Source organism: Streptosporangium sp. CA-115845 (genome assembly GCF_050943795.1).
In the GTDB taxonomy this organism is placed as follows: domain Bacteria; phylum Actinomycetota; class Actinomycetes; order Streptosporangiales; family Streptosporangiaceae; genus Streptosporangium.
In genome coordinates, this window is record NZ_CP191988.1 from 7168599 (window position 1) to 7183893 (window position 15295).

Here is a 15295-nt window from a genome sequence, read left to right on the forward strand (position 1 = left end):
CGCCGGTCTCCAGCAGCGTCTTGAGGCCGGACAGGATGTGCGGCCAGCCCTCGCCGACGCCCTCCAGCAGGGTGCTGCCGGGGTCGAAGCCGTCGTGGACGACGGTCAGCTTGACCATCCGGCCGAGCGGTTCGATGTCGAAGGTCACCTTCGACCTGCGCTCCTTGGCCCACTGGGCGGCGACCTCCGCCCCCAACTCCCAGACCTCGGCGAACTCCGGGGTGAAGGTGTGCCAGGAGTAGGCCAGCCGGCGGTAGGGGTCGGATTCGAGAACGACCTGCTCAGGGTCGGCGATGGTTATTTCTTACCCGTCGGCCAGGCCTCATCCCGGTGCCCATTGCCGGAAAGCAGAGGAGTAAGCCAAGATCGACGGGTTGATCCGCTGTAGTACGGGCCGCAGCCCCCGTCGAAGGGTAGACAAGTGATCAGGTCTGTTACGAAGGTCATCGCCGTGGCGGCCCTGGCCGCCGGCGTTCTCGCGGCCAACCCGGCATACACGGCGTACGCGGCCTCCACCCCCTACACTCCCGAGGGCGTCTGCGGGGCGGGGTTCACCCGGGTGAAGGACGGCACCCGCCCCCTCAAGTCCGGACGTGACACCTTCGGCTACGTCTACCTCATGTACAACCGCAGCACCGGTTACAACTGCGTGGTCAGTATCAAGACCGCCTTCTACCGGACCGCCACCTACACCACCGCCACCCTGACGGTGCAGGGCGGCAAGCCGAAGACCGACGCGGGCAAGTTCAAGTACTACGCCGGGCCGGTCAAGCTGAAGGCCCGTGGCAAGTGCGTCTCGTACTGGGGCAGCACCCGAGACACCCGGCTGGACTACACCGAGGCGACCGGCGGCCGCAAGACCTTCGGCAACTGCGGATAGCGAGACCTCAAGCGCCGGGGCCACACCCGGTCCCTCGCCCCCGGCCTGACGGCTCCAGGTGGCGTAGTAGGTGCTGGAGGTCACCGTTCACCCGGCGCCGACAGTGCCCGCGCAGCGAGTCGGTGGCGCCGAGATCGGCATGAATCGGCATGAATCGGCATGGCCCCGCCCGTGTGCGGGCGGGGCCAGGCCGACCTCTACCGGGGCGGCGTCCCGGGTGACACCGTGCTCGGCACCGGGGCGTACCCGCTGGGCCGGGTGGTGAAGGTTCCCCTGCCCTGGGTGCGGCTGCGCAGCCGGGTCGCGTAGCCGAACAGCTCGGCCAGCGGCACGGTCGCGGTGATCACCACTGTGCCTGCCCGCGCGGCCGAGCCGGAGACCCGGCCGCGCCGTGCCGACAGATCGCCCAGCACCCCGCCGATGGCATCGTCCGGCACGGTGACCGTGACCTCGACCAGCGGTTCCAGCAACGCCATCACACCGGTCCGCAGCGCCTCCCGCAGCGCGAGCCGGCCTGCCGTCCGGAACGCCATCTCCGAGGAGTCCTTGGCATGGGTGGCTCCGTCGGTCAGCGTGACCCGCAGGCCGGTCACCGGATGCCCGCCGAGGGGCCCCTCGACCAGGGCATCCCGGCAACCGGCCGCCACCGCCCGGACGTACTCCCGCGGTACCCGTCCACCGACGACGGTCGAGTGGAACACGAAGCCCGCCGCGCCGCCGGTGACGTCCAGCGGCTCCACGTCAAGGACGACGTGGGCGAACTGACCGGCGCCTCCCTCCTGCTTGACGTGCCGGTACAGCAGCCCGGACACCCCGCGGACGACCGTCTCCCGGTAGGCCACCTGTGGCCGGCCGGCGCTGACATCGAGCCCGTGGGTACGGCGGATCTTCTCCACCGCGACCTCCAGATGCAGTTCCCCCATCCCCGACAGCACCGTCTGGCCGGTCTCGGGGTCGGTTCTGACCACCAGTGAGGGATCCTCCTCGGCCAGCCGGGCCAGCGCCGACGCGAAGCGGTCGGTATCGGTGCTCCTTCGGGCCTCGACCGCCATGGAGACCACCGGATCGGCCACACTCGGCGGTTCGAGGAGCAACGGCTCCGCGGGGGCGCACAGGGTGGCCCCGGTGCGGACCTCCTTCAATCCGACCACCGCGACGATGTCCCCGGCCACCGCCAGGTCCACCTCCGTGTGCCGGTCGGCCTGTACCCGCAGGATGCGGCCGACCCGCTCGGTGCGCCGCGCGCCGGCCTCCAGCACCGCGTCTCCCCTCCTGATCGTCCCTGAGTACACCCGCAGGTAGGTCAGCCGCCCGGTGGCGGTCGCACTCACCTTGAAAGCCAGCGCGGCGAACGGCGCCGCCGGGTCGGCGGCCCGCTCCCGCACCGCGCCGTCCCAGGTGCCGCGTACCGCCGGCACGTCCGCCGGCGAGGGCAGGTAGGCCGTGACGGCGTCCAGCAACGGCTCGATCCCGCGGTTGCGGTAGGCCGATCCGCACAGCACCGGCACGCCCTCACCCCTGCGGGTCAGGTCGCGCAGCGCGACGGCGAGGGTCTGCGCGGAGATCGCCGGCTCCGCGCAGAACTCCTCCAGCGCGATCGGGTGCAGTTCGGCCACCGCCTCCTCCAGCAGCCGACGGCGTCGGTACGCCTCCTGTCGCAGGGTGTCCGGCACCGTACCCTCCCTGGGCGTGTCGCGACCGCCGGTCCAGATCAGCGATCGCATGCGCAGCAGATCCACCACTCCGGTGAACCCGTCCTCGCGTCCGATCGGCAGCTGGACCACCAGCGGGACCACCCGCAGCCGCTCGCGGATCGACTCGACCGCCGTATCGAGGTCGGCACCGGCGCGATCCAGCTTGTTGACGAAGGCGATCCGCGGCACTCCGTACCGGTCGGCCTGCCGCCACACCGACTCGCTCTGCGGTTCGACTCCGGCGACACCGTCGAACACCGCGATCGCGCCGTCGAGCACCCGCAGCGAGCGCTCCACCTCGTCGGAGAAGTCGACGTGGCCCGGCGTGTCGATCAGGTTGATCCGATGGCCGTCCCAGGCGCAGCTCACCGCCGCGGCGAAGATGGTGATCCCGCGATCGCGTTCCTGGGGGTCGAAGTCGGTGACGGTCGTCCCGTCATGTACCTCGCCACGCTTGTAGGTGGCGCCGGTGACGTACAGGATCCGTTCGGTGATGGTGGTCTTGCCCGCATCGACATGGGCGAGGATGCCCAGATTACGGACGCCAGTCAGCTGGTCGGTGAGGTGATGGTTCAGGTTGGTACGCACGGCCTATGGCCCTTCGGGACGCTCCACAGCGGACAGCGCGTTTCCCGGACGAAAAGACCCCCGATGCGGCGTGACCGCATCGGCGTCGGACAGACAGGGGTCAGGCGTTCGTCACGGACGTCCGGTGCCGGCCGCGCGGCCGGCACCGGGCACCAACGAAGACACCAGGATCACCTCATACCGTGACTGGGGAATGACAACAGCGGTGCTGTGACGCACGGCCGGCTCCCCTCACTCGTCAAGGCACGCACCGCGATGTCGCGGCGGCATGTGATTCGTGGCGAGTGTACTGAGACCTCCCCGGGCGGGACACAGGTTTTCTCACCGGCGCCCGGACGGCCTCCGGCGGTCTGCGGCCGATACCGACAAGGCTCCAGACGAACCGTTCGCTGATCCTCGGTGTTCGTCAGTGCGGATCACTGAGCCGCCGCGTTGCCAGGGGTACCGTTTCATCAGCGTCACGTGACGGCGATCAGCTCCTGGCCCTGCACCGACATGTCCAGCGCGGAGACCTGCTCGTCCAGGCCGGGCCACCAAGGTCGGCCGCGATCCCGATCCGCCGTTCGGCTCGGTAAATCAGGTTCCCTCCGCGCTCGTCCTGGTCATACTGCTCCAATGCGACACCTGACCTACCCCAAAATCCCTACGACCGAGCGGTTCGGCGGGACGGTCGTCGGCGGCCCCTGGGTGGCGACCGAGAAGGTGCACGGAGCTCAAATGGTGGTCGCCCACGACGGCCGGGACACGTTCGTGGGCAAGCGCAAGGCGTGGCTGCGCGACGACGAGCCGTTCTTCGGCTGGCAACTTCTGCGCGGTCACCTCGAAAAGGCCGCGAAGGCCGCCCTGGCTCAAAGCGGCGTGGCCGTACGCGTCTACGGCGAGCTGTACGGAGGCCACTACCCCCACCCCGATGTCTCGCCGGTGCCGGGCATCACTCCGGTTCAAACGGGAGTCTGGTACAGCCCGGAAATCCGCTTTGCCCTTTTCGACGTGCTGTGCCACCAGGGTCCCGGAGATCCCGGCGTCTTCCTGCCGTACGCGGACGTCGCCTCGATCGCCGCCGACGCCGAACTCGACGTTGTGCCGATTCTCGGCAGAGGGACCCGGTCGGAGCTCGATGCTCTGCCGGTCCGGTTCCCCAGCCGGGTGCCGGCGGCACTCGGCCTGCCCGGCGTGCCGGACAACCTGGCCGAGGGGATCGTCCTGCGGCCTGATGTCCCCCTGCCTCCCGACCGCAGGCCGACCGTCAAGCTGAAGATCGAGGAGTTCGACGAGCAACGTTTCGACCAGAGCCGCCCCTGGGACCCGCAGGTGATCCTTACTCCCGAGGAACTACGCCAGGTCGCCCGAACCATGGTCAACGGGCCGCGACTGGCCGGCGCACGATCCAAGGTGGGACCGTCGGCCCTCGACGAGCTCCTGGATGAGGTGGTCCTCGACATCATGGTGGATCTGTCGGCGACCTTTCCCTCGGCCATGGCGGCGCTCGGCGACGGGGAGGAGGCCGAACTGCAGGCATCCATCCGCGAGGTCGCGGTCAGTGATCACCATCAGGCGTGAGCACGGATCGTCGCCACGCTCCCGGTGGAGGCGGCCGGGGCCTCCTTCCATGCCTCCAGACATCGAGAAGGGGGACTCCGATGCCGTTCATCAACCTCCCCGTGAATGCCCTGGCCATCTCCCGGCGCTTCGGGGGCGCTGCCCGGCGGCGAAGTCCGGTACGGCCTACCGGCCGGTTTCCGCAGCGTTGGGGGCGACCTGGTTGGGGATGCGGGTGCCTGGAAGGTGCTGGTCGACCGGCGCCGACAAGCCCCCGGACAGCGCCGGGCCGGAGTGCGCGGCGGCCTGGCCGGACTCGGAAGGTGTCGCCCGTTCCAGGAAGCGAAGCAGTTCGACCGGGAAGGGCAACACCAGGGTGGAGTTCTTCTCGGCGGCGACTTCGACGACGGTCTGGAGTAGGCGGAGCTGCAGTGCGGCGGGGTGCAGGGCCATCGTCTCGGCGGCTTGGGCCAGCTTCTTCGAGGCCTGCAGCTCGCCCTCGGCGGTGATGATGCGGGAGCGCCGCTCACGTTCCGCTTCGGCCTGCCGCGACATGGACCGCTTCATCGACTCGGGGAGCACCACGTCCTTGATCTCGACGCGGTCGATGTGCACGCCCCAGCCCACGGCCGGGCTGTCGATCATCAGCTCCAGGCCCTGGTTGAGCCGCTCCCGATTGGACAGCAGATCGTCCAGCTCGCTCTTGCCGATGATCGACCGCAGCGAGGCCAACGCGACCTGGCGAATGGCGGCTTCGTAGTCCTGGACGCCGACCACCACGCGCACCGGGTCGACGACCCGGAAGTAGATGACGGCGTCCACGTGAACCGTCACGTTGTCCCGGGTGATGGCGTCCTGGGCGGGCACCGGCATGGTGATGACCTGCATGTTGACCTTCTGCAGACGGTCGGCGACCGGCATTATCAGGGCGAGTCCGGGAGCGCGGAGCTCGGGGCGGACCTGTCCGAACCGAAAGACGACGCCCCGCTCGAACTGTTTGACGATCCGCACACCGGCCTTCAGCCACATCGCACCCAGCACCATGATCGCGATCAGCACGTAGATGACGGTAGTGATCATTTCATCCTCCTACGTCTCCCCTGGGTCCCGCCGTTCCCAAGGCCTCTTGGATCGCCGGCCGGTTCGCGGGCCCCGCTCGCGGCGGACGGGCCGACGGTGACACCTGCCGCCGCACCCGGTGCCACGCCCCCGGATCGGCGCCGATCGGTGATCTCATCACCGGGCGGGATCAGCTGGAGCGTCATCCCGAGTACCGGCGATATCGGGTGACTCCCCCGGATCAGGCCGGACGGCGCGCGGTGCGGGTGCCGTGCGTCGGCGTCGAAGGGCCGTGCAAAGCCCGGGTCCTCGACCGGCAACCGGCGCTGGATCTCGCGCGCCGCCTCGCGTTCACGATCACTGGGCACGACACACCTCCCAGAGGTGCCTGTCCGTCAGGCGCGGCCTCACTGCCTCCCTGTTCGGACCTTTCTATCGTAGCGCGATACAAAGTGTCCGATATGCACCTTTCTGCCGAGCAGATCCAGCCTTCCTCTCACCGGGATCACACCTGCATCACCCGCACGTGGAACTCGGCGACCCGCCCGCGACAGGCCGATGATCGCCACGAGGTATGTTCCAGGAGGGCGGCACAAACATGTCGTATCACGATACGTTTGTGACATGGCGGATCGTGGGACCGAGAAGCCGCCGCGTCATGACGCGGCGGCGGCCGAAGACGACGGGGCAGGACTCGAACCCCTGACGAAGCGGGATTTCGAGGTGTTGGCTCGGTTCCGTTTTGAGATCCGCCGTTATCTACGTTTCAGCGAGGAGACAGCACGGAGGAACGGCCTCACTCCGCAGCAGTACCAGCTGATGCTGGCGCTGAAGGGGTTTCCCGGCCGCGGGTGGGCGACCGTGCGAGAGCTCGCCGACTCTCTCCAGCTACGCCACCACAGCGTGGTCGAACTGGTCAATCGGGCACAGGCACAGGGACTCGTGGAGCGGAGCGCGCACCCGAGTGACGGCAGGGCCGTGCGGGTGTCACTGACACCGGAGGGAGAACAGGTCCTGACCCGCCTGAGCGCACTGCACCGCGACGAGTTACGGCGCATGGACGCGATACTCAACATCCCGGCCTGGGATGACACACCGCAGGAAGGACACCGGTGATCCCCCCAGTGTGTCTCCGGAGGGTGCCGGGCAACACGTGAAAGATCATCAATGAGGCACGGCGCGGCTCCGCCTCACCATCTCTCGGGCAACTCGTAGACCCAGCCCTCCCGCCAGGCGAACTCCTCGTCCACCAGATCCTCCAGTGTCCGCCCGCCGAGCAGATGGTCCAGCGCCCACCGGTTGGCCGAGTGCGCGATCACCAGCACCCTCCTGCCGTCCCATGGCCCGGCAAGATCCGTCAGGAAATCACGGGTGTGCTCGACGACCTGCCGGTAGCTCTGCCCGCCGGGCCACGGCACGTCGATATGCCGGGATCTTTCGACGGCCAGCCGCGCCACGGGCATTCCGTTCCACTCGCCGTAGTCGCATTCGCGCAGCCGTTCATCCTGATAGATCGGAATGTCGATGCCCGCGAAAGCGAGCTCCGCGGTCTGCACGGCACGACGAAGATCAGAGGTGAACACCGCGGCCAAGCCATCATGGCGGCGGCGTTCACCAAGCTCCCGAGCCAGCTCACGGCCTCGCGACGACAGCTCTCCCGGTAACCAGCCGGTCGCGATTCCGACCTCGTTGTCGGTCGTGATCGAGTGCGTCTCGTACACGATCATCGTTGCCACACCCGGCTCCAAACCTCTCGCGAACAGGCCGTTGAACAGGGAGAACGCAGTCCCGGCAGGTAGCCGGTGTATCCGGGGAACACGATCTCGTTGCGGACCGAGGTGATCGGATCGCGCCAGATCGACCGATACGGATATCACGGTATGAGGGGGAGCCACGTCCAACAACCCCCACCCCGTCCGTGGTCCCGCCTCGCCTGCCCCCTATGACCAGGGCATACGGAGCTCCCTCAAGAAGACTCCAAGTATTCCTCAACCAGGGCTGGACAATCTTGCCGCGAAGTGACCGGTTTCACGCCACGGCAAAGACGATCGAAATTCCAATGCAGATCAGGCCGCCGCGGCAGGTAAATCAATTACTGCAAGAAAGAGAACGATGACGGCCTTCCTGCACGAAGAACCAGACAGGCCCTGGAAACGATCACCACCAAGCGAATCAGGGAAACCCGGGATCCGCCGCGTGGACAAGAATGTGTTTCAGCGAGCTCCATGACGGAAGACCACGTGGTGCCGGACAGGCACCTTCACCAGGTCTCCCGGCATTCGATGACATGCGTGCCGCGGGATTCGGCCATGGAGCAGGCCGAGCCCGCAGGAAGTTCATGACGGTCCTGCCGTTGTACGTGACCCCGGCAAGGAAACCGGCTCTTCGATTTTGAGGGGGATGTTCACCCTCAAAATCGAAGAGCCGGTTTTCCAGCCCGAAGCGCCTCTTTACCAGGATCTCTACATGCTTCCGGATGGGCGTATCGATTTACCCAAGATCATCCCCAGGCTCGGCAGCTATGCCGTACAGAAGCATTGGGATGCCTGCTTCGCCGGGCGCGGGCACGCTCCCACGTGCGTGATCGGAGCCACCACCGCGGCCGGGATGATGGTGAGCGAGATCATGCGTGCCATCCTCCTGGGACGGGATCAGATGGTGTCCTACCCCGAGTACCTGTACGTGGATTTCTTTGACTACCATTATGTCCGAGGCTCGGTCGTCCCCGCGTGAACGCCATGAATGCACCTTTCGCCCTCACCCGACCTGACGGGAACGGCCCGGCCGTGCTCTGGGGGGCATGTGCGAATCGGGAAGCCTCAAATACCTGACGTACGAGCTTTTCCTTGAAGCGGTTCCGAAAGATATCCGAGGATTCGCCGAGATCTCCGGTTCGTCAACCGCGCTTGCCCTGGATCTGCTCGGGAGAAAAAGAGGACTGCCGACCGTCGCCATCACGGATGCCTCCGGTCACGATCATCTCATGAGGCGCGGATTCCGCGGCGAGGTGCAGACGATCATGAGCCTCAAGGAGGCTCACGAGCTTTGCCTTCAGCGCGAGCAGGAGGGTTGGTTCTGGCCGAGGCAGTTCACCAACGCGGCTTTGGTGAGGTGCGTGGAGCTATGGGGGTCGCAGCTTTTGCGGGAAGTCCGTGCGAATTGGCCGGAAATTCGCTATTTGATGTGCGGATTCGGTACCGGCGCCACTGTCGCGGGATTGCACCGCGTCTTTACTCCGCGGGGATATTCAGTCATGGGACTGCAAGCCAGGGCGGACGATCCCGTTCCCGGCTGGAGGAACCATGCCCTCCAGAATCTGGGTTACCAGGACCTTTTTCATCGTTACCAGGAGGAAATCCCGCTTCCCATCCCATCCGAAAACTCCGGTTCGGGTGCTCTGGATTCACTCTTGAGGTACGCGAACACCTATAGCAATCCAGAGCAGGTGTTGGTGATTTCCCATGACGGCCACCCTCGGCCTGGGGACTGGACCGGGTGAGACGTGCCCTCAACGGGGAGTGAGAGCGGGCTCGGCGGGGAGCAGGAGGTCCGGACCGCTCCCTGTTCTCAGGTCAGCTCCAAGCGGCGTTCTTCAGCAGGCCCGGCAGCTTCTGGTCGCCCCATACGTCCACTACGACGATCTTCGACTCTGGCAGGAACCACTCCCGCTGGGTGAAACTCTCCGCCTGCCGGCCGCTACTCTGCTTCACGCACCGGCCGGCCCAGGCGGTGTACTTCGCCTTGTGCCCGCGCCCGACCTGGCGCGGCCCCGTCGAGGTGGCCTTGCCGGTCACCTGGATGCTTCCGTACTCGAAGGGGCAGCCCGCCGGCGCCCCGCTGGCCGGGACGAACGGCTTCTCGCCGGTGTAACGGCGGCCCTCGGCGCCGTAGGCGATCACCTTCGGGCCGTACAGCCAGAACCCCCGGCAGTTCGGGGCGAAGGGCTCGGGAACCTTGCAGCTACCGGTCGCCACCAGGACCCGGTCCGTGTAGTCGTACACCTTCCAGGTAGCGGGAATCTTCAGGTTCATCCCCCGGAAGGAGAGGGTCTTGGTCCCGGAAGCCGACGCGGCCGCCGGAGCCGCCGCCGGCGAGTTCGCCGTGGCCAGGGCGGCGGTGGGAGCAGCGAGCAGGGCGGCCGTGGCCAGCACGACGAGGGCAGAAGATCGCTTTCTCATTCCGGGCAAGTTACCGATCATCACTTGTCGCCGGCTTGGATCCCGCTGGACACCATCCTTGGACAAGACAACGAGTCCTCGCCGCCGGATGATCGGTGTGCAGCACGAACACAGATGCCCCTGCAACGTGAGGCGGTCCCCCGGCCGTTTACGGCCCGGCCGGCGGGTCCGGCGCTGCTTCTTCGGTAGCGGTCTGTTCGACGACAGCCCGCGGCTCGTCACCGACCTCCCACGGTTTCAGCCGCACCACCCGTTTCTCATCTCGCCACCCCCCCGGCCTGCGATGACAGGACCGTAGGCGGCCCACTGGCCGACTCGACCGGGTCGACCTCAGGCAAGGGCGGGGGCCGCGAGCATCCCAGAGGCCATGACGCGCAGCGACGCGGCCAGCCGCGTCGCCTCTCCGCGCTCCAGCAGCCGCAGAACCGGCTCGCTCTGGAGGCTGCCCAGCAGGATGTGGGCCAGCAACTCCCCGTCCAGATCGGGGCGCCGCGCGGCGATCAGCGCACTGGTGTGACCGTGCCAGAACCGGTATACGGGGTGGTCGCCGTCTTCGTCCCGGTGCTCGCCGTGCTCCTTCCACTCCGGCCGGGGCGCCGCCGTAGCGGCGTGGCCGAGCGCCGCGAGGAGCCCCTTGTTGCGGCCGACGACATCGACGATCGCGTCCAGAAAGGCCATCAGTCGCTCCTCGGGCGGGGCGCCGGGCCCCAGCGGCGGAGGTCCGCTCGCCACGGCCTCCTCCAGGGCGTAGGCCCGCTCCTGCATCAGCGCGACCATCAGCCCCATCCGGCTGCCGAAACGGTGGAACACCGTGCCCTTACCGACCCCGGCTGCGGCGGCGACCTGTTCCATGGAGATCTGCTCGGGCCGGTGCCGGGCGAGAAGGTCCTCGGTGGCACGCAGGATGGCGCGACGGTTGCGTGCCGCGTCAGCGCGTTCGCGACGCTCCTCGATCATCGGCTCCTCTTTCCCATGGACAACTGGACCGCCGGTCAAGTACGCTCGCACCGAACTTGACCTCAGGTCCACTTTACCCTCGATGCGGGAGGACGACATGCGCCGAATCCGTTACCACGCCTACGGCGGCCCCGAGGTGCTCACCATGGAGGAGGCGGAGACCCCAAGCCCGGGCCCCGGCCAGGTGCGCATCCGCGCCGAGGCGATCGGCGCCAACTTCGTCGACGTGAAGTTCCGTCAGGGGCCGGACACCGGCGGAATCTACCGGCGCGAACTGCCCGCCGTGCTCACCGGCGACGTGGTCGGCACGGTCGACGCGGTGGGGCCGGGCGTCGACCCCGCCCTCACCGGCCGGCGGGTCGCCACGCTGGCCGAGGACGCCTTCGCCGACCACGTCCTCGCCGACGCCGGGTGGCTCGCGCCCGTGCCGGAGGGAATCGACGACGCCACCGCGAGCATGCTGCCGATGGGCGCCCCCGTGGCGCTGGGCACGTTGCGCGCCGCCCGGCTGTCACCCGGCGAGACCGTGCTCGTCCACGCCGCCGCGGGAGGCATCGGCCATCTGGCCGTGCAACTCGCCAAGATCGCTGGCGCCGGCACCGTGATCGCCACGGCCGGCTCCCCCGCCAAGCTGGACTTCACCCGCACACTCGGCGCCGACGTGGCCGTCGACTACTCCGCGGAGGACTGGCCAGAACGGGTGCGCGAGGCCGCGCCAGGAGGAGTCGACGTCGTCCTGGACTCCGTCGGCGGCCGCGTCCTGCTGCGCAGCCTCGACCTTCTGACGCCGTTCGGCCGAGCCGTCGTCTACGGAGCGGCCGGCGGCGAAGCCACCGACATCCCGCTGACCAGCCTGTTCGCGATGAGATCGGTGGCCGGGTTCTCGCTGCTCGCCTGGCGCGCGGCCGCGCCGCAGCAGGCACGCGAGGACATGGACCAGGTCGCGCGGCACGCGGTTGAGGGCAGACTGCGCGCCGCGCTGCACGCCCGGCTGCCGCTCGACGAGGCGGCCGAAGCACACCGGATCATGGAGAGCCGCTCCCAGCTCGGCCGCGTCCTGCTCATACCCTGACTCCACAGAACTCGGGGCACATCACGTTGCCTGGAAAGGCGGAACCTATCACCTCGTTTTGATCATCTGTCACAGGGCGGGAACAGCCGGTACGGTCACCACGAGCGCTCACCGGGTCGGCCGATCAGGCGGCCGAGCCGCGGATGCCCTGGTAGGAGGGCTCGTCAGGCCCAGGGGTCGAAGGGGATGCCACTCGGCTTGGCGCGCGAGAGGAGGTCCCCGAACCTGCCGTCGTTGATCTTGATGGTCGCGGCGCCGAAGTTCGCGTTCATCAGCCTGTCGCGCAGCCAGGTGCTGGGCCAGCCGTTCCAGTCCACGAGCGGGGGATAGCGCCAGTTGTGGTAGTGGTTCTCCGGCGGCTCGTCATTGCCGTTGGCGAGCCGGAAGAAGTGCGTGGACACCCCGTCCTTGTGATAGACGACCTTGGGATGCGACCCGTCGAAGCGCACCTGCGAGCGCGGATAGGTCACGACGCTGCTGTGTTGCGTGGTCGAAAGGTACTCCACCTGGTTGGAGGCCTGGTTGACCCAGGAGATGACGTGTTCCCAGTCGTGACGGTGGCCGCCGAGGCTGATGCCGGGCAGCGCCTGGTCCTTCTCGAAGTAGCTGGCGTACACGATGGCGCACCAGCCGTTGTTGCACGTGGAACGGGCGTAGGTCTGTGAGTTGTCCAGGTCTGACTGGTCACGGCAGTTGCCGTTGACCGCGCCGGTCGGGTTCAGCCCCGGAGCGAGGGTCCCGTCCGGCCCGATGGCGGGGGTGGCGTAGCAGCCGTCGCCGTCGTAGTCGTAGGCCGGCGAGAACGAGGCCTCGTACCCTCCGGCCGACTGGGGCAGGTTCTGTGGCGGCGCGGCATGGGCCGCCGACGCGGGGATCACGACCCCCAGAGCGGTGGCGCCGAGCACGATCCCGAGCCGGGAACGCCTGCGCGTGAAGAACGTAGGGGAGGATGTGCTCCTCTCTGACACGGTCGCTGACTTCGATGCCCTCGCGATGGACGTGAATGACGACAGTTTTCGCATTCTTCCGCTTTCTCGAAGGACTGGCTCCATGACCTGACGGCGCGTCGGCGTGGTGGGGCGTCGGCGGCGTTCTCCGCGCCGATGTGAGCATGCCTCGCACTTTCACGGCACCACGGAACCAACGCTTGATCAAGGTCCTTAGATCAAATGACGCCAACATGTATCGGCGACGGTCGAAAGGTGAACCACAAGCGAAGGCTCACGAATCGCCTCCCGGAGGAGCAGGGTCGCCGGGGTCCGGGGGGAGGGCGATCGCAGCCTGAAGGTCCTCCTGACAGAGGACGTCCACATGGTGCGCGGGGCGCTGGGGGCGATCCACCATCCAAAGCGCGGTGTCGTCCCGGCCAGGATCGACAGCGCGGCGTCCGGGTCGGGATCGGAGGCACCCCAGGGATAGCCGGGCAGCCCGAGTCCCCACGCAGAGCCGAGCGCGCCGTAGGGCAGCGCCCACAGCGCCGCCGCGTAGCCTCGCCAGGGGAAAGTCATGATGTTCAGGTGATGAGCGTCGCCGGAGGGTGGCCCAGCCGGACCAGGTGCCGTTCGGCACCTTCGGCCGCCGGTGAGAGTACCGAACGGCACCTGTGGCCGGGGGGCATGGGCACGTATCGTCGGTCCGGTGGGCTTGATGTGGATCGCCGTGTCACTGTCGCTGCTGGTTTGCGTGACAGTGGTGGTGGTGGCGCTGTCGTGCTCGGCGCCGCGGTCGCGTTTGCCCACGCTGACGTGTGTGGGTGCGGTCGGCTCGCTGGCCGTCACGCTGGCTCACGTCATTGGCGTCGTGCGGCCCGAGCCGGGTGCCGCCGTGCTGGGAATGATCGAGAGCCTGGCGCTCATGACGCTGGCCGGCCTGATCACCCGGTACGCGTCGGCTCGGCGGGCGGCGCTGGCCGCGCCCGTGGCGGGCATGGCCGCGGCCACCTGGCTGCTGCGCTTCTTCACGCCGGCCTCACCGCTGGAAGGGCTGGGCGTGTGCGCGTTCTGGGGGGCGGGTGCGGTCCTTGCCGCCGCGGTGGGGGGTTACCTGCGCTTTCTCGATGTACGGCAGGCCCGCGCTGTGGCCGACACCCGAACCGCGTTGCGACTCCAGCTCGCCAGAGACCTGCACGACTTCGTTGCTCACGACATCAGCGAAATGGTGGCGCACGCCCAGGCGGGCAGGATCGCGGGTGATCCGCGGCAGGCGCTCGAACGCGTCGAGGTGGCGGGCCAGCGCGCCATGTCGATGCTGGACCGTACCCTGGACATGCTCCACCACGACCGGCCTCTCACCTCCACCGGTGGCCTCAGCGGCATCCGTGAGGCGGCCGAACGGTTCTCCGTCGCCGGACCCGCGCCGGTCCACCTGCGCATGGACCCGCAACTGGACCGGCAGGTGGCGATCCCGCCGGAGACGGCCGCTCTGGCCTACCGGATCGTGGTCGAAGGCCTCACCAACGTCCGGCGGCACGCTCCCCGGGCCGGCCGCGTCGACCTGGACGTCAGCGCCGTACCCGGCCGCCTGGAGATCACGATGACCAACGACGGCGTGACGCGAGCGCGAGACGGCCGGCGTAGCGGGTCCGGCCTGCCCGGTTTGACCGAGCTTGTCCGGGCGCAGGGCGGCGAACTGGTCACAAGGGCGGTACGCGGTGGGTGGTCGCTGACCGTGTATCTGGTGCTGGCACAATCGCCGGAGTGTCCACCCGCATCCTCATCGCCGACGACCAGGAAGGCATCCGAAGCGCCTTCCGCATGATTCTCGACGCCCAGCCGGACATGGCCGTCGTGGCCGAGGCCGCCGACGGCCGCACCGCAATCGACACCGCCAAGGCGATCGAACCTGACGTCGTGCTCGCCGACATCCGGATGCCCGGAGCCGACGGCATCGAGGTGGCCCGCACCCTCGCCGGCACCGACATCCACGTGGTGATCGTCACGACGTTCGGTCTGGACGAGTACGTCCACGCGGCACTGCAGCACGGCGCCGCCGGGTTCATCCTCAAACGCTCCGGCCCCACCCTGCTCATCGAGGCCATCAGGGCCGCGATGAACGGCGACATGCTGATCAGCCCGCAGCTCACCGTCCGGCTGCTGCGCCGCCACGGCCTGCCGCACCAGACACCGAACGTCGTCCTCACCGAGCGGGAGGACGAGGTCGTGGCACTACTCGCGTACGGCAGGACCAACGCCGAGATCGCTGCGGAACTCTTCCTCTCCCCGGGGACCGTGAAGAACCACATCGCGACCATCCAGCGCAAGACCGGCAGCAGAAACCGCGTCGCCATCGCGGCCTGGGCATGGGCGACCGGCAGAGCCGAGCCCTGATC

Annotated in this window: 14 protein-coding genes and 1 pseudogene; 8 read left to right on the plus strand and 7 right to left on the minus strand. The window is 68.1% G+C overall.

What is annotated here, in order from left to right; all coding sequences use genetic code 11:
• Positions 1-67: 67 nt before the first annotated feature.
• Positions 68-301, minus strand: a pseudogene (locus ACQP0P_RS34170) (SRPBCC domain-containing protein); the annotation flags it as partial.
• Between the two features lie 120 nt (positions 302-421).
• Between ACQP0P_RS34170 and ACQP0P_RS34175 the strand changes: the two are divergent.
• Positions 422-880, plus strand: a complete 459-nt coding sequence (locus ACQP0P_RS34175) for a hypothetical protein (protein ID WP_433362996.1) — start codon at positions 422-424, stop codon at positions 878-880.
• A 197-nt stretch (positions 881-1077) separates the two neighbouring features.
• On the opposite strand, the gene fusA is transcribed toward ACQP0P_RS34175, so the two are convergent.
• Positions 1078-3162 carry an elongation factor G gene (gene fusA, locus ACQP0P_RS34180; protein WP_433362999.1) on the minus strand — a complete coding sequence of 695 codons (2085 nt, stop codon included), beginning with the start codon at positions 3160-3162 and terminating at the stop codon, positions 1078-1080.
• Between the two features lie 615 nt (positions 3163-3777).
• Between fusA and ACQP0P_RS34185 the strand changes: the two genes are divergently transcribed.
• The gene (locus ACQP0P_RS34185; RefSeq protein ID WP_433363002.1) at positions 3778-4722 is read left to right on the plus strand and encodes an RNA ligase family protein; all 945 of its coding nucleotides are present in this window, start codon (positions 3778-3780) and stop codon (positions 4720-4722) included.
• A gap of 165 nt (positions 4723-4887) precedes the next feature.
• On the opposite strand, the gene ACQP0P_RS34190 is transcribed toward ACQP0P_RS34185, so the two are convergent.
• Positions 4888-5781, minus strand: a complete 894-nt coding sequence (locus tag ACQP0P_RS34190; protein WP_433363005.1) for a slipin family protein — start codon at positions 5779-5781, stop codon at positions 4888-4890.
• Positions 5782-6384: 603 nt separating this feature from the next.
• Between ACQP0P_RS34190 and ACQP0P_RS34195 the strand changes: the two genes are divergently transcribed.
• The gene (locus tag ACQP0P_RS34195) at positions 6385-6876 is read left to right on the plus strand and encodes a MarR family winged helix-turn-helix transcriptional regulator (RefSeq protein WP_433363008.1); all 492 of its coding nucleotides are present in this window, start codon (positions 6385-6387) and stop codon (positions 6874-6876) included.
• A gap of 74 nt (positions 6877-6950) precedes the next feature.
• On the opposite strand, the gene ACQP0P_RS34200 is transcribed toward ACQP0P_RS34195, so the two are convergent.
• Positions 6951-7487 (minus strand): histidine phosphatase family protein, encoded by a 537-nt coding sequence (locus ACQP0P_RS34200; RefSeq protein ID WP_433382248.1) that lies wholly within the window; start codon positions 7485-7487, stop codon positions 6951-6953.
• Positions 7488-8160: 673 nt separating this feature from the next.
• Between ACQP0P_RS34200 and ACQP0P_RS34205 the strand changes: the two genes are divergently transcribed.
• Both ACQP0P_RS34205 and ACQP0P_RS34210 read left to right on the plus strand, forming a co-directional pair.
• Complete coding sequence (locus ACQP0P_RS34205) at positions 8161-8493, plus strand: hypothetical protein (protein ID WP_433363011.1); 333 nt, start codon at positions 8161-8163, stop codon at positions 8491-8493.
• Positions 8494-8560: 67 nt separating this feature from the next.
• Positions 8561-9259, plus strand: coding sequence for a pyridoxal-phosphate dependent enzyme (locus tag ACQP0P_RS34210; RefSeq protein WP_433363013.1), 699 nt, complete (start codon positions 8561-8563; stop codon positions 9257-9259).
• A 73-nt stretch (positions 9260-9332) separates the two neighbouring features.
• Here ACQP0P_RS34210 and ACQP0P_RS34215 read toward each other — a convergent pair whose 3' ends face one another.
• Positions 9333-9938, minus strand: coding sequence for a hypothetical protein (locus ACQP0P_RS34215; protein ID WP_433363016.1), 606 nt, complete (start codon positions 9936-9938; stop codon positions 9333-9335).
• A 330-nt stretch (positions 9939-10268) separates the two neighbouring features.
• Positions 10269-10895: a TetR/AcrR family transcriptional regulator gene (locus ACQP0P_RS34220; RefSeq protein ID WP_433363019.1), complete on the minus strand. Its 627-nt coding sequence runs from the start codon at positions 10893-10895 to the stop codon at positions 10269-10271.
• Between the two features lie 97 nt (positions 10896-10992).
• Between ACQP0P_RS34220 and ACQP0P_RS34225 the strand changes: the two genes are divergently transcribed.
• Positions 10993-11967, plus strand: a complete 975-nt coding sequence (locus ACQP0P_RS34225; RefSeq protein ID WP_433363022.1) for a quinone oxidoreductase family protein — start codon at positions 10993-10995, stop codon at positions 11965-11967.
• Between the two features lie 164 nt (positions 11968-12131).
• Here ACQP0P_RS34225 and ACQP0P_RS34230 read toward each other — a convergent pair whose 3' ends face one another.
• Positions 12132-12872 carry an NPP1 family protein gene (locus ACQP0P_RS34230; RefSeq protein WP_433363025.1) on the minus strand — a complete coding sequence of 247 codons (741 nt, stop codon included), beginning with the start codon at positions 12870-12872 and terminating at the stop codon, positions 12132-12134.
• Positions 12873-13614: 742 nt separating this feature from the next.
• On the opposite strand from ACQP0P_RS34230, the gene ACQP0P_RS34235 reads away from it, so the two are divergent.
• Positions 13615-14724, plus strand: coding sequence for a sensor histidine kinase (locus ACQP0P_RS34235; RefSeq protein WP_433382253.1), 1110 nt, complete (start codon positions 13615-13617; stop codon positions 14722-14724).
• A complete protein-coding gene (locus ACQP0P_RS34240) occupies positions 14664-15293 on the plus strand; it encodes a response regulator (RefSeq protein WP_433363028.1) in 630 nt (209 codons plus the stop codon). Before ACQP0P_RS34235 ends, ACQP0P_RS34240 begins: the two co-directional genes overlap by 61 nt.
• Positions 15294-15295 lie beyond the last annotated feature (2 nt).